Genomic DNA, 14,570 nt, shown 5'->3' on the forward strand with positions numbered 1-14,570 from the left:
ACCGGATCGATTACTCGCCGGATTCCTTCTGCTCGCGCACCATCTCGACGACCTCTTCATACTGCGGCGCATTCATGAAGTTGTCGACCGAGACGTGGATCGAGTTCGGGGACTTGCCCTTCGCGCGATCGGTGAGCTGCTGCTGGGTGATCACCAGATCGGCGGTGCCGTCGAGGTTCGCGATGGCCTGGTTGGTCACCTTGATGTCCTCGATGCCCGCCTTCTTCAGCTTGTTGCGCAGCACGCTCGCGCCCATCGCGGACGATCCCATGCCGGCGTCGCAGGCGAACACGATGTTCTGGATCGGAGCGGTCGCGGTCGCCGTGGCCGACGTCGCGGCAGCAGCTGTGCCACCAGCTGTGCCACCTGCGGCCGCAGAGGCTGCGAGATTCGACAGGTGCTCGGACTTCTTGCCCTTGTTCGCCTCGGTCTGCGCGATCGCCGCGCCGAAGGTGTCACCCTCAGCGGCCAGATCGCGCTTGCGCGACGCCCGCAGGATCACAGCCGTGATCAGGAACGTCACCACGGCGGCGATGATGACCGAGAGGTACACCACAACCAGGTTCCAGACGCCGCCGCCGATCGCGGCCGCCGTCACGGCGATGATGCTTCCTGGGGCTGCCGGGAAGCCGAGACCGCCGCCGAGGAGCATGTTGGTCGTGACGCCCGCTGCGCCACCGGCGATCAGAGCGAGGATCGTGGTCGGCTTGCTGAGCGCGTACGGGAAGTAGATCTCGTGGATGCCGCCGAAGAACTGGATGATCGCGGCACCCGGTGCCGAGGCCTTCGCAGCGCCGACGCCGAAGAACGTGAACGCGAGCAGCAGACCGAGGCCGGGGCCGGGGTTCGCCTCGATGAGGAACAGGATCGACTTGCCGTTCTCGGTCGCCTGCTCGATGCCGAGCGGTGTGAACACGCCGTGGTTGATGGCGTTGTTCAGGAACAGCACCTTCGCCGGCTCGACGATGATCGAGACGAGCGGCAGCAGCTGCAGCGTCACGAGCCAGTCGACAGCCGCTCCGAGCACGGTGCTGATGCCGAGCATCACAGGACCGAATGCGAAGAAACCGGCGATCGCGAGGATCATGCCGAGGATACCGGCCGAGAAGTTGTTCACCAGCATCTCGAATCCGGGGCGGATCTTCCCGTCCCAGAGCCGGTCCATCTGCTTGGTGATCCATGCCGCAAGCGGTCCCATGATCATCGCGCCGAGGAACATCGGGATGTTCGTGCCGACGATGACACCCATCGTCGCGATCGTCGCGACGACACCGCCGCGTTCGGCGTAGACGAGGCGGCCGGCCGTGTTCGCGATGAGCAGCGGCAGCAGGTAGGTCACCATGGCGCCGACCAGGCCGACGTAGCCCTGGAAGTTGCCGTTGTCGCCCTCCGTCAGCGCCGTCATGGCGCCCGGCCAGTTGATGAGCGCGGAGTCGCCGCCGCCGCCGATGATCTCGGCCACAGGGGCCCAGTGCCATCCGAACGGGCTGTCGGCGCCGAAGAATCCGGCGGGGATGAACAGCATCGTGATGAAGCCCCAGGCGATGAAGGCTGCGATGTTCGGCATGATCATGCCCGAGAGGAACGTGCCCAGTCGCTGCACGCCCACCCTGACCCCGTTCTGCTTCGGGGCCGCTGTTGACGTCGTCGTCATGATGTCGTCTCTTTCTGGTGTGAAGGGAGGGCCGCGGCGGCTTCAGCCACGGCATTGCGGGCGCTCGCGGCATCATCTGCCGCCAGTGCCACCTCGGCGAGGTGCTTCGCCTCGGAGGCGGTGCGCTCGGAGAGCGCGAGTCGTACATCGGCGAGGGCCGCCGATGCCATCGACAGGCTGGTGGCGCCGAGGCCGACCAGCACCGCCGCCAGCAGCGGGTCCGCTGCGGCCTCGCCGCAGACGCCGACCGGTTTGCCGAGGCGGGCGCCTGCCGCGCCCACCTCTCCGACCAGCCGCAGCACCGCGGGGTGCCACGGATCCTGGAAGCCGGCGACCGAGCCGAGCATGCGGTCGGCGGCCATCGTGTACTGGGTGAGGTCGTTCGTGCCGATGGAGGCGAAGTCGGTGTGCGCGAGCACCCGGTCGGCCAGCAGCGCGGCGGCCGGGATCTCCACCATGACGCCTGCGGTCTTCACCCCGTACTCGCGGGCGAGCGCCGTGAAGTACTTCGTCTCCTCGACGGTGGCCACCATGGGCGCCATGACCCACAGATCCGCGTCGGTATCGGCGTCGGCCTCGGCGAGGGCGGTGAGCTGCTCGCGCAGGATGTCCTCGCTGGCGCGCAGCGACCGCAGGCCCCGCAGGCCCAGTGCGGGATTCTCCTCATGCGCATCGTTGAGGAACGCCAGCGGCTTGTCGGCACCGGCATCCAGCATCCGCACGACGACCTTCTTGCCGGGGAACGCCGAGAGCAGTTCGCGATACGACTCGCGCTGCTGCGCGACGGTCGGGGCCTGGGCAGAGGAGAGGAACAGGAACTCGGTGCGGAACAGCCCGACGCCCTCCGCTCCTCGCGCCACGGCATCCGCCGCATCGGCCGGCTTGCCGAGGTTCGCGAGCAGCGCGACGGCGGTGCCGTCGGCGGGGGCGCCCGCCGTGAGGGGGGCGCTCCCTGCGGCGTCCAGCGCCGCTGCTCGCTGCGATGCGCGTTCGAGCTGTTCGGTCGCGGGGTCGGTCGTGACGGTGCCTGCAGCGGCATCGACGATCACCGTCGTCCCCGTGGTCAGCGCCGCGGCCTCCGTCGCACCGACGATCGCGACGATGCCCTTCTCCCTCGCGAGGATCGCCGTGTGAGAGGTGGGGCCACCGTCCGTCGTGACCAGCGCGAGCACCTGCTCGAGGTTGAGCAGTGCTGTGTCGGCGGGGGCGAGATCGCGAGCGACGAGCACGAACGGATGCCCCGGATCAGGCACGCCGGGCGCATCCACGTCGCGCAGGTGGGCGAGCACGCGCTGTGCGATGTCATCCAGATCCGCAGCGCGCTCGCCGAGATAGCCGCCGACGGCCTCCAGCGTGGCGCGGAACCCCGCGAAGGCGTCGTGCACGGCCCACTCGGCTGTGCCGCCCTCATCGATGCGGGAGTCCACCTCGTCCTGCAGGGTCGGATCCTCGGCGATCATCGCCTGCGCCTCGAGCACCTCCTGCGCCGCGCCGCCCGCGGTGTCCGCACGCTGCTGCAGCTCGGTCGCGACCGCGGCGACGGCTTCCCTGGCACGGGTGCGCTCGGCATCCGCGCCGATCGTGCTCGGCGTGTTCTCGGGGGCGGGCAGCGGCTCCGCCATGCGTACGACGGGCCCCTGGGCGATGCCGCGGCCCACGCCGACGCCGCGCAGCTCGGTCATCCGGCCGCCTCCTGGTCGTGATCGGTCGTCAGCAGCTCGGTGAGCGAGTCGAGCACAGCCTCTGCGCCTTCACCGTCGGCCGTGAGGGTCACGTAGTCGCCGTACTCGACCGCCAGGGCGATGACTCCGAGGATGCTCGCCGCGTTGGCCGGTTTGCCGGAGTCCTTGGCGATCGTCACGGAGATGCCGGAGTCCTTGGCAGCCTGCGCGAACAGCTTCGCCGGGCGCGCGTGCAACCCGTGGGAGGAGCCGATGCGGACGGTGCGTGAGATCTCGGTCATGATGTTCCTTTCGCGGTGGACGGTGGTTCGTTCGTCGAGGAGGGGAGCGACGCACGGGCGGCGGCGAGCGTGCGGACGCCGTCGTGGTCGGCGAAGACGTCGTCGGGCAGTACGGCCACCGGCGCGGACGACGCGGAGCGGATGGCGTCCAGCCGGTCGGCGAGGTGCGGACCCACGAGCACGAGATCCGCGAACGCGGTGGAGATCGTCTGCTCGGTGCCGGCGGAGGTGTCCCAGTCGAGGCCGGCGGCGGATGCCGCGCGCCGCAGTCGCTGTGCGACGAATGTGCTGGACGCTCCCGCGCCGCAGACCACCAGGATCCTCATCGATGCCACCTCTTCCTGTCCTCCATTCTGGGAAGAGGCTGTGAGCGGCGCCACCAGGTTCCTTTCCGCCCCTGCGGAACCTTCCGCCGCGCCCCGGCTGTGCGACGGTGCTGGCATCATGGGAGCATGTCGCGCCAGCGTCAGGATCAGCTCCTGCAGACCCTTCTCCGGCAGGACGAGTGGGCGACGGCGGCGAGCCTCGCCGATCTGTTCGGTGTGACGCCGCGCAGCATTCGCTCCTACGTGGCCGCCCTCAACGCCCGCGCGGCAGGCGGCGACGCGGTCGAGTCCGGACCTGCCGGATACCGCGCCGGTGCGGGCGCGCATGCGACCCTGCGCGCGCGGGCGACGGGGGAGTCCGCACCGCGCGATCGCCTGCACACCGTCGTGCGGATGCTGCTCGACGAATCCGACGGCATCGATGTGTACGCCACGGCCGATCGGCTGCACGTCAGCGAGGCCACCCTGGAATCCGATCTCGCCCGTGTACGCGGCCTGCTCGACGGCACCGATCTCCGGCTCGAACGCGATCGTGAGATCGTCCGCCTGCAGGGGACCGAGATCGCGCAGCGCCGGCTGCTGAGCCGGCTCGCGCACGACGAGATGGATGCCGGATCGTTCCATCCCGAGAGCATCCGCCGCGCGCTCACCGGCAGCGCGGTCGCCGCGCATGCCGTGGCGCCGTTCAAGACCGCGCTGGTGCGCGAGCTGGGTGCGCTCGGCTACTACGTCAACGAGCTCGCGATCTCCGACGTGCTGCTGCACATCGCGATCGCCGCCGATCGCGTCTCGGCGGGGCGCGCGCTCGACACCCCGCAGGCGGGTGCCTCGGAGGAGATCCCGAAGCTGGGCGGCGTGATCACGCAGCTCGCCGAGGAGCACTTCGGTGTGGCGCTCGGAGAGGGCGACAGCGCGCACCTCGCGACCCTCGTACTGACGAGGGCGATCGCGCCGGGTCAGAGCATCGGGCACGATGCGGCGCGCAGCGGTGTGGATCAGGTCGTCGAGGCGGCTGTGCGCGCCGAGATCGTCCAGGCTGCGGCGGACTATCAGGTCGACCTCGTCGATGAGGCGTTCATCCTGCGACTCGCGCTGCACGTGCAGAATCTCCTGCGGCGCGCCGAGGAGCAGGCGTGGACGCGCAATCCGCTCACACGGTCGCTGAAGTCCTCCTACCCGATGATCTTCGAGGTCGCCGTGTCGATCGCCAGCGGTCTGCACGACCGGCTGGGCGCACCGATCCACGACGACGAGATCGCCTATATCGCGATGCACATCGGCGGGCGCCTGGAGCGCAGCCGCAAGGCCGAATCGATCCTCACCGCGACGATCGTCTGCCCCGGCTACTACGAACTGCACGAGCTGCTGCGCTCGAGCGTCGATCGCTCACTCGGCTCGTCGGTCGAGGTCACCAGCGTCGTCACGAGCGTCGATCCGGACTGGGATGCCATCGACACCGACCTGGTGCTGAGCACGATCGAGCCCGGTGCGACCGGCGACCGCTACGTGCGCATCCAGCCGTTCCTCACTGACGCCGATGTGGAGCGCGTGTCGCAGGCAGCCGCACGCATGCGCCGTGCGCGACGACTGAACCGGCTGCGCGCGGAGCTGTCGCGTTACTTCGTCGCGGATGCGTTCGTGCGGCCGTTGCCGGACGAGGGCGAGGAAGCCGTCATCCGTCGACTCGGCGGTCTGCTCGTGGACGCCGGACTCATCGGCGGTGACTACGTCGAGAACACGATCGTCAGGGAGCGGATGTCGTCGACCGCCTTCACCGATGCCCTGGCGGTGCCGCACGCACTGCAGATGACGGCGCAGCGCACGGCGATCGCGATCGGAGTCGCCGACGGATCCGTGTCATGGGGCGAGGGACGCGTGCAGGTGGTGGCACTCGCGGCGTTCAGCGAGAGCGACCGCACCGCGTTCCAGACGGTGTTCGAACAGCTGGTCGAGGTCTTCAGTGAACGTGAGAGCGTGCAGCGCATCGTGCGCCGTGGCACGACGTTCGAGGCGTTCCTGGATGAGCTGGTCGCCGTGATCGACGGGTGATCGATTCAGCGGTCGTGGCGCACGAGCACTTCGGTCATGGCATCCAGCACTCCCGCCGCCGCCGATGACTCCGACGTGGACAGCGTGACCTCATCACCCTGCGCCAGCGCGAGATCCATCACTGCGAGCACGCTGCTGAGATCGACCTCCGCACCGCCCTTCGTCCGAAGAGTGATCGGATCCCGGTGGGACTGCGCCAAGCGCACGAGCTCGGCGACTGGCCTGGCGTGCACACCGTTGTGCGCGCTGATGATCACGTGTCGGGTGGGCATACAGCGATGCTAGCCGGGCTCACGTCGCGAGGGCGAGGAGCCCGCGGATGAACACGACGACCGTCCCCGCCCAGGCGCACGACAGCATCGCCCATCTGGCAAGCGAGAGCGGGATGACCCGTGTCAGAAGCGCACCGCCGATGATTCCCGCCGCCGTGCAGACTCCGAGAACGGCCAGATCGGTCACCGGAATCGAGGGCATTCCTCTCAGAAGCACCGAGACGAGCCCGTATCCGAGGAGGATCACCTGGGCGCTGGCGGCGAAGCGGCGCTGATCCCAGCGGTCCCCGACCGCGAACGCGGCGAGGGCGGGGCCGGAGAGACCGCTGGAGGCGTGCATGAAGCCGGCCACCCCGCCGGCGAGCAGCGCACCCCGTCTGCCGCGCAGAGAGGCGGCGACGACTCCGCCCAGCCGGTGCGCGAGCAGCGCCAGCGCCGCCATGCCCGCGATCATGAGCAGCAGAGCCGGCTCCGGCAGGAGCCGGGTCAGCAGCGCGCCGAACGGTGCGGCCACGAGTCCGGCGCCGAGCAGCCACAGGATGCGTCGCCAGTCCAACTGATTCCAGGCTGAGGGAAGCGCGATCGCCGAGGCGATGATCGCGAGCAGTACGGCGACGGTCACACCCTGGGTCGGCCCGTACACGACCACGGCAGGGCCGATCAGTACGAGGATGAACGCCAGACCGGTGACGCGCTGGATCACCGCCGCGACGACGGCCGCGACGCACAGAAGGGCGAGAGTCATCGCACGACGTTGATCAGGAGCGCTCCTCCAGCAGTGCGCGCACACCGGCCTCGAGATCGGCGACGGCGCGTAGGGAGTCCTCCGCCGAGTCGGCCCGTGCGTCGATGTACACCTTGAGCTTCGGCTCGGTGCCGCTCGGCCGCACGATCACCCGCGAGCCGTCGGCGAGGCGGTACCGCAGCACGTCTCCCGACGGTTGCCCCTCCGCCGCCTGCAGGAGATCCTCGGCGGAATCGATCGCCGTGCTCCCGATACGGCTCGGCGGCAGCGTGCGCAGCGCGAGCATGATCCCGTCGATGATCGACAGATCGTCGACGCGGATCGACACCTGGCCACTGGCGAAATGGCCGTACGTCTCGCCGAGCTGCGCGACGAGGGTCGCAAGGGTCTCTCCGCGCTCCCGAGCCTCTGCGGCGAGACCGAGCACGGCGATCGCCGCGGAGATCCCGTCCTTGTCGCGCACGGTCTCCGGATTGACCAGGTACCCGAGCGCCTCCTCGAATCCGAACACCATGCCGGGGGCGCGCGAGATCCATTTGAAGCCGGTGAGGGTCTCGTGGAAGTCGAGCCCGTGATGCGCGGCGATCGCCCCGAGGCCGGGCGAAGAGACCAGCGAGCACGCGAGTGATGCGCCGGGCGTGCCCTCCGCCGCACGTGCCGCGCGAGCGCCCAGCAGCAGGCCCACCTCGTTGCCGCTCAGCCGGCGCCATCCGCCGTCCGCCGATTCATCGGGGATCGCGACGGCCAGGCGATCCGCGTCCGGGTCGTTCGCGATGATGAAGTCGGCGCGCGTGCGCCCGGCCGTCGCGAAGGAGAGATCCATCGCACCGGGCTCCTCCGGGTTCGGGAACGACACGGTGCGGAAGGTCGGATCGGGGTGCAGCTGTTCGCCGACCGTCTTCGGCTGGGGGTAGCCGGCGGTGCGGAGAATGCGCGAGAAGGTCTCCCAGCCCACGCCGTGCATCGCGGTGTAGACCCAGTTGAGGCCCTTCGCGGATTCCGGAGCAGGAGCGACAGCAGCCGTCTCGCGGATGTAGGCGGACACGACATCCTCCGCGGCCGTCTCGTACGACGCCGAACGCGGCAGAGCCGTCGCATCAGCGCGGTCGGCGACGCGCTGGATGTGCGCGGCGATCTCGGCGTCGGCGGGGGCCACGATCTGCGACCCGGCGTTCGCACCACCGAGATAGACCTTGTAGCCGTTGTCATCCGGCGGATTGTGGCTCGCGGTGACCATCACGCCGGCATCCGCGTCGAGATGACGCACGGCGAACGCGAGCACCGGCGTGGGCAGCAGGCGCGGCAGGAGGATCGTGCGAAGGCCGGCGCCCGCGAACAGCTCGGCCGAATCGAGGGCGAACTGCCGGGAGTTGCGGCGACCGTCGTATCCGACCACGACGGTCGGGGTGCCTGGCACGTGCTCACGCAGGTATTCGGCGAAGCCGGCGGCGGCCTGGGCGATCAGCACCCGGTTCATCCGGTTGCTTCCCGCGCCGAGCGCGCCGCGCAGTCCGGCGGTGCCGAAGGCGAGGCGGGCGCCGAAGCGGTCGTCCAGGTCGGTGATCGCCGCGGCGTCACCGGATGCCGCCCTGGTGACGATGCCGGCCAGTTCGTCGCGGGTCGCGGGATCCGGATCCTGCCGCAGCCACGCGCGCGCCTGTGCCAGTCGAGCCTCGGCCTGCTCGCTCACAGCGCCTCCACCACTCTGGCCAGCAGCGCCGAGATCACGGGCTCGGCCTCACGACCGGCCTCGATGACCTCGGTGTGGCTGAGCGGTGTCTTCTGGATGCCTGCGGCGAGGTTCGTGATCAACGAGAAGCCCAGCACCTCCATGCCCGCCTCGCGGGCGGCGATCGCCTCCAGCGCGGTCGACATGCCCACGATGTGGCCACCGATGGTCTTCGCCATCTGCACTTCGGCGGGGGTCTCGTAGTGGGGTCCGCGGAACTGCGTGTACACGCCCTCGTCCAGCGACGGGTCGATCGTGCGTGCGATCTCGCGCAGCCGCGCCGAGTAGAGGTCGGTCAGGTCGACGAAGTTCGCTCCCTCCAGCGGAGAGTCCGCTGTGAGGTTGATGTGGTCGCTGATGAGCACTGGCTGGCCGGGTTTCCACGTCTCGCGGATTCCGCCTGCGCCGTTGGTCAGCACCATGATCGCCGCACCCGTGGCGGCCGCGGTGCGGACGCTGTGCACGACACGGCGGACGCCGTGGTCCTCGTAGTAGTGGGTGCGGGCGCCGATGACGAGCACGTGCCTGCCTCCGGGCGTGCGGATGCTGCGGAGCGTACCGACGTGGCCCTCGAGAGCCGGCTTGGAGAAGCCGGTGACCTCGGTGGCCGGGATCGTCGCGATGGTCTCCCCGAGCAGGTCGGCGGCCTTGCCCCATCCGCTTCCGAGCGTGAGGGCGATGTCGTGCTTCTCGACGCCGCTGAGCCGCGCGATGTCCGCGGCGGCGAGGGCTGCGACCTGGAACGGATCGGCGTTCGGGTCGTCGAGAGGGTTGTCGTGAATGTCGGTCATGGATCCACTCTAAGAGTGGTGACGGCAACGCACTCAGGATTGCGGAAGAATGGGGGTCATGTCTTCCACTCCTTTCGAGCGCACTCAGCGGGTCGCCGTCCTCGGCGGCGGTCCCGGCGGTTACGAAGCGGCGCTCGCCGCAGCCCAGCTCGGTGCTGAGGTGACGCTCGTCGAACGCGTCGGCGTCGGAGGATCGGCCGTGCTCACCGACGTCGTGCCCTCGAAGAGCCTGATCGCGACGGCCGATGCCGCGGTCGCGATCTCGGAGGCCAGCGACCTCGGTGTGCAGTTCTACGCGAAGGGTGCGAGCGGCAAGCCGCTCAAGCCCGAGATCGCGATCAACCTCGCCGCGGTCAACAAGCGGCTGCTCGCCCTGGCAGGGCAGCAGTCGGAGGACATGCGCGAGACCCTGCTCGAGGCGGGGGTGCGCATCCTGTCCGGTCACGGACGACTCGAGGGCCCGAACGCGATCGTGGTGGCCACCGGCCCCGGTGGAACCGATTTCGATCGCGTGGAGGCCGACACGATCATCGTGTCGGTCGGTGCATCGCCGCGAGAGCTCGACAGCGCGAAGCCCGACGGCACGCGCATCCTCACCTGGACGCAGCTGTACGACATGAAGGCGCTGCCCGAGCACCTCATCGTCGTCGGCTCCGGCGTCACCGGCGCCGAGTTCGCTTCGGCCTACATGAACCTCGGCGCCAAGGTGACCCTCATCTCCAGTCGCGACCAGGTGCTGCCGGGCGAGGACCAGGACGCGGCCCGCGTGCTGGAGAAGGTCTTCAAGCGCGGCGGCATGACCGTGCTGTCCAAGTCGCGAGCCGACAAGGTCGAGCGCACGGAGACCGGCGTGCTCGTGACTCTCTCCGACGGGCGCACCGTCGAGGGCAGCCACTGCCTGATGGCGGTCGGCTCGGTTCCGAACACCGCTGGCATCGGTCTCGAGGAGGCTGGTGTCGAGCTCACCGAGTCCGGCCACGTGCGCGTGAACCGCGTCGCCAGGGCGTCGGTGCCCAACGTCTACGCCGTCGGCGACTGCACGAACTTCATGCCGCTCGCATCCGTCGCGTCCATGCAGGGTCGCACCGCGGTGTTCCACGCGCTCGGCGACATCGTCATCCCGCTCGAGAAGATCAAGGTCACCTCGAACATCTTCACGGCTCCCGAGATCGCCACGGTCGGCTGGGGCGAGAAGGACGTCGAAGACGGTGTCGCCGACGGACTGGTGTACAAGCTGCCCCTGGCCGCCAACCCGCGCGCGAAGATGATGGGCATCAAGGACGGCTTCGTGAAGATCATCGCACGCAAGGGATCGGGCACGGTCATCGGCGGCGTCATCGTGGCGCCGAAGGCGTCGGAGTTGATCTACCCGATCGCCGTCGCCGTCGAGCGTCGCCTCACGGTCGACCAGGTCTCACGTGTGTTCGCCGCGTACCCGTCGCTGTCGAGCAGCATCACAGATGCGTCGCGCGCGATGCACCTGGTGAACATCAGCTGACGTCGGCTCCGCCCGGCTACCGGTTCCACGCACCTAGGTGCGCGGGTCAGAATCGGGTGGCGTGGCGCGCGGCGTTGACTCTGGCATCGCGCGCTGACGGTCGCGAACGGGAACGGGCGGGCCGTTGCGGTGTGAGAGCGTGCGGGATCGCACGGCGAGGGGCTCGTGGCGACTGTCGGTGCGTGCTGTGACGCCCAGGGACCCCTGGGGAGGCCTATGCGGGCGCCAGCCCGGCGGCTGTAGCGACGCGGAGCTTGCGGAGGTTGTGGCAGATCGTGTGGAGTAGCCATTCGCCTTGGGCGCCGGCGAGTCCGCGTAGCCGGAGCTGTCCGGCGTTTTGCCGGGTCTTCATCTGCCCGAACGCGGGTTCAACGATGGCTTTGCGGCGCGCGTAGTCGGTGCGGCCCTGCTCGGTGCGCAGCGCGTGCGCCATCCGCTCCCGCCGGCTCGCGTCCTCTGGGGCCGGGTCCGGGGCGCCGGCGGTAGGGAAGCTCTCGCCGTGACGTTGCCGTCCCGTCGCGATCAACACCTGTGCGTCCAGATCGTCGGCGGCTTCGAGGTTAGCTTCCGAGCAGTAGCCCGCGTCAGCGAGGACGACCTCTGGGGAACGCTCGATTCCTGCCGCGTCGAGGTTCCGTAGGGTCTGCTCGGCCATCGGGACGAACTGCTGGATATCGGTGGCCTGCTGGGTGACCTCGGCGCTCAGCACGATCTGGTGGCCCTCATCGACAACGGCCTGCGCGTTGAACGCGTAATCGAACCCGCGGACCGTCTTCATCATCCGCGCCTCAGGATCGGTGAAATTGCGTTGCGCTTTCGGCTTCGGCGCCGCCGTGTCCACCGCAGTCGCGACGGCCGCGTCGGCCTGCTCAGGGGGCTGACCGGCGGCGTCGGCCTTCTTCCGCGCTACGGCTGCCGCCTTCTCGGCGGCGTCGGCCTCGATCGCGTCCTTCGCGGCACGTAGTTTTGCCAGGCGCCCCTCACGGCGGGCCAGCTCCGGGGCGACCTCGTCCCCGCGCCGGTCCTGGCCGAACTGCTGATCCTCGGCCTCATCGACCGCCTCCGCCTCGGCGAGCAGCGCAGCGACCTCGGCTTGGAGCTGATCGATCTTCGGCACGATCCGGTCGTAGCTCATCGCCTTATGCCGCGACGCGTTCGCGGCCAGCTTCGTGCCATCCAGCGCGACACGCCCCAACCGCACCAGCCCCGCCTCCGCGCAGACCCGCAGCACCTGCAGGAACAACCCCGGCAGGGCATCCAGGTGACGCCGACGAAACCGGGCCAGCGACCGGTAGTCGGGCGCCTGGTTGCCCGACAGCCACCGGAAGGCGATGTCGCGCTTGCAGCGCCGCTCCAACTCACGAGAGGAGGTCACGCCCGTCGCGTACGCGAACAGCAGCAGCTTCAACATCATCCGCGGGTCATACGGAGGCGCACCCGAGGCGGACGCGTACGACGCGTAGACCGGCGTCAGATCCAAGAGCTCTTCGACGACCTCGGAGATGAACCGGGCCTCATCATCCTCGTCCAGCCAGTCATCCAGACTCGGCGGGAGCAGGAAACACTGCCCCTGGTCATACCCACGGAACGTCTTGCCCGCACCCGCCGGTGCAGCCGATCCCGGCGCCCGCGCCTCACCCGGCTCGACCTCGAACAGACCCTCCAGGCTGGCAGTCACCGTCATGAATCGATTCTCCCAGCACCCCGCGCTGCCCACCGGATTCACCCCGGCGCGTTAACGGAAGGATCTGACCCACGCACCTAGGAGATCAGCAGCAGCTGATGTCCTGAAGAGACGGTCGCACCGGCGGTCGCGTTGATGCCGCCGATCACGCCGTCCTTGTGGGCCTGCAGGGGCTGCTCCATCTTCATCGCCTCGAGCACGACGACCAGGTCGCCCTTGACGACGTGCTGGCCATCCTCGACGGCGACCTTGACCACAGTGGCCTGCATGGGCGACTTCACCGCGTCTCCCGAAGCGCCTGCCGACACCGACGTGGCATGGCTGCGCCTGGACGGCGGTACGGCGGCCGGACGGCCGGAGACGCCTGAGGCGACAGCCACGCGATCGGGCAGGCTGACCTCGAGGCGCTTGCCTGCGACCTCGACGACAACCGTGTGGCGGCTCTCGGCGGGTGCCGGAGCATCCAGCTCGCCGTCCCATGCCGGGATGTCATTGTCGAACTCGGTCTCGATCCAGCGCGTGAAGATGCCGAACGTGCCGTTCTCCGCGGTGAAGGCGGCATCGCGCACGACCTTGCGGTGGAACGGGAGCACGGTCGGCAGGCCTGCGACCTCGAACTCGTCGAGAGCACGGCGGGCGCGCTCGAGCGCTTCGGCGCGGTCCCGGCCAGTGACGATGATCTTCGCCAGCAGCGAGTCGAAGGCGCCGGAGACGGCATCCCCGGCCGTGACGCCGGAATCCAGGCGGATGCCCGGCCCGCCGAAGGTCTTGAACACGTGGATCGGACCGGGCTGCGGGAGGAAGCCGCGACCGGGGTCCTCGCCGTTGATGCGGAATTCGAACGAGTGACCGTTCGGCGTCGGGTCGTCGTAGTCGATGGTCCCGCCGGCGGCGATGCGGAACTGTTCGCGCACCAGATCGATTCCGGTGACCTCCTCGGAGACCGGGTGCTCGACCTGCAGTCGCGTGTTCACCTCGAGGAAGGAGACGGTGCCGTCGGCACCGATGAGGAACTCGCACGTGCCGGCGCCGACGTAGCCGACCTCGCGCAGGATCGCCTTGGACGACTCGTACAGCTGGCGGTTCTGCTCCTCGGTGAGGAACGGCGCCGGTGCCTCTTCGACGAGCTTCTGGTGGCGGCGCTGCAGCGAGCAGTCGCGGGTGGAGATGACGACGACGTTGCCCTCGGCATCCGCCAGGCACTGCGTCTCGACGTGGCGGGGCTTGTCGAGGTACTTCTCCACGAAGCACTCGCCGCGTCCGAACGCGGCCACCGCTTCACGGGTCGCCGATTCGAAGAGCTCGGCGACCTCGTCGAGCTCACGCGCGACCTTGAGGCCTCGTCCACCGCCGCCGTAGGCGGCCTTGATGGCGATCGGCAGGCCGTGCTCCTTCGCGAAGGCGACGACCTCGTCCGCGCTCTCGACCGGGCCCGGCGTGCCGGGGGCGAGGGGGGCGCCGACCTTCTCGGCGACGTGGCGCGCGGTGACCTTGTCTCCGAGCGCTTCGATCGCCTCGGGCGACGGTCCGATCCAGATCATGCCCGCACCGATCACGGCGCGGGCGAACTCGGCGTTCTCGGCCAGGAAGCCGTAGCCGGGGTGGACGGCGTCGGCGCCGGCGCGGCGCGCGACGGAGAGGATCTTGTCGATCTGGAGGTAGGTGGTGGCGCTGGTGTCGCCGTCGAGGGAGTACGCCTCGTCCGCGAGGCGGGTGTGCAGAGCATCCCGATCCTGGTCGGCGTAGACGGCGACGGAGCCGATCCCGGAATCACGGGCGGCGCGGATGATGCGTACGGCGATCTCGCCGCGGTTCGCGATGAGGACCTTGGCGATATCAGGCATGAATGTCAGCCTAGC

Annotated in this window: 12 protein-coding genes; 2 read left to right on the forward strand and 10 right to left on the reverse strand. The window is 69.3% G+C overall.

Going from position 1 to position 14,570, the window contains the following annotated elements:
• Positions 1 to 10: 10 nt before the first annotated feature.
• From J1M43_RS06010 to J1M43_RS06025, 4 genes are read right to left on the reverse strand one after another with little or no spacing between them, the layout of a single operon-like run.
• Positions 11 to 1,654: a PTS mannitol transporter subunit IICB gene (locus J1M43_RS06010; RefSeq protein WP_206476261.1), complete on the reverse strand. Its 1,644-nt coding sequence runs from the start codon at positions 1,652 to 1,654 to the stop codon at positions 11 to 13.
• The gene (gene ptsP / locus J1M43_RS06015) at positions 1,651 to 3,336 is read right to left on the reverse strand and encodes a phosphoenolpyruvate--protein phosphotransferase (RefSeq protein WP_206476263.1); all 1,686 of its coding nucleotides are present in this window, start codon (positions 3,334 to 3,336) and stop codon (positions 1,651 to 1,653) included. Before ptsP ends, J1M43_RS06010 begins: the two co-directional genes overlap by 4 nt.
• Positions 3,333 to 3,617 (reverse strand): HPr family phosphocarrier protein, encoded by a 285-nt coding sequence (locus tag J1M43_RS06020; RefSeq protein ID WP_206476265.1) that lies wholly within the window; start codon positions 3,615 to 3,617, stop codon positions 3,333 to 3,335. The genes ptsP and J1M43_RS06020 overlap by 4 nt, the downstream gene beginning before the upstream one ends.
• Positions 3,614 to 3,943 carry a PTS sugar transporter subunit IIB gene (locus J1M43_RS06025; protein WP_206476267.1) on the reverse strand — a complete coding sequence of 110 codons (330 nt, stop codon included), beginning with the start codon at positions 3,941 to 3,943 and terminating at the stop codon, positions 3,614 to 3,616. Before J1M43_RS06025 ends, J1M43_RS06020 begins: the two co-directional genes overlap by 4 nt.
• A 126-nt stretch (positions 3,944 to 4,069) precedes the next feature.
• Here J1M43_RS06025 and J1M43_RS06030 point away from each other — a divergent pair, with 126 nt between their 5' ends.
• Entirely contained in the window at positions 4,070 to 5,992 is a 1,923-nt protein-coding gene (locus J1M43_RS06030; RefSeq protein ID WP_206476269.1) for a PRD domain-containing protein, read from the forward strand.
• Between the two features lie 5 nt (positions 5,993 to 5,997).
• On the opposite strand, the gene J1M43_RS06035 is transcribed toward J1M43_RS06030, so the two are convergent.
• The 4 genes from J1M43_RS06035 to J1M43_RS06050 are packed head-to-tail and all read right to left on the reverse strand — an operon-like array spanning position 5,998 to position 9,529.
• Positions 5,998 to 6,264, reverse strand: coding sequence for an HPr family phosphocarrier protein (locus J1M43_RS06035; RefSeq protein WP_206476271.1), 267 nt, complete (start codon positions 6,262 to 6,264; stop codon positions 5,998 to 6,000).
• 19 nt (positions 6,265 to 6,283) lie between these two features.
• Positions 6,284 to 7,009 (reverse strand): TSUP family transporter, encoded by a 726-nt coding sequence (locus J1M43_RS06040; protein WP_206476273.1) that lies wholly within the window; start codon positions 7,007 to 7,009, stop codon positions 6,284 to 6,286.
• A 13-nt stretch (positions 7,010 to 7,022) separates the two neighbouring features.
• Entirely contained in the window at positions 7,023 to 8,699 is a 1,677-nt protein-coding gene (locus J1M43_RS06045; RefSeq protein ID WP_206476275.1) for a phospho-sugar mutase, read from the reverse strand.
• A complete protein-coding gene (locus J1M43_RS06050) occupies positions 8,696 to 9,529 on the reverse strand; it encodes a purine-nucleoside phosphorylase (protein WP_206476277.1) in 834 nt (277 codons plus the stop codon). Before J1M43_RS06050 ends, J1M43_RS06045 begins: the two co-directional genes overlap by 4 nt.
• A gap of 49 nt (positions 9,530 to 9,578) precedes the next feature.
• On the opposite strand from J1M43_RS06050, the gene J1M43_RS06055 reads away from it, so the two are divergent.
• Positions 9,579 to 11,027 carry an NAD(P)H-quinone dehydrogenase gene (locus tag J1M43_RS06055; RefSeq protein WP_206476279.1) on the forward strand — a complete coding sequence of 483 codons (1,449 nt, stop codon included), beginning with the start codon at positions 9,579 to 9,581 and terminating at the stop codon, positions 11,025 to 11,027.
• 214 nt (positions 11,028 to 11,241) lie between these two features.
• Here the strand turns inward: J1M43_RS06055 and J1M43_RS06060 are convergent, their stop codons facing one another.
• Together J1M43_RS06060 and J1M43_RS06065 are read right to left on the reverse strand one after the other, a co-directional pair.
• Entirely contained in the window at positions 11,242 to 12,684 is a 1,443-nt protein-coding gene (locus J1M43_RS06060; protein WP_081766114.1) for an IS1182 family transposase, read from the reverse strand.
• A gap of 104 nt (positions 12,685 to 12,788) precedes the next feature.
• Positions 12,789 to 14,555, reverse strand: coding sequence for a biotin carboxylase N-terminal domain-containing protein (locus J1M43_RS06065; RefSeq protein ID WP_206476281.1), 1,767 nt, complete (start codon positions 14,553 to 14,555; stop codon positions 12,789 to 12,791).
• Between the last annotated feature and the right edge of the window lie 15 nt (positions 14,556 to 14,570).

Source organism: Microbacterium sp. KRD172 (genome assembly GCF_017168295.1).
Lineage (GTDB): Bacteria > Actinomycetota > Actinomycetes > Actinomycetales > Microbacteriaceae > Microbacterium > Microbacterium profundi.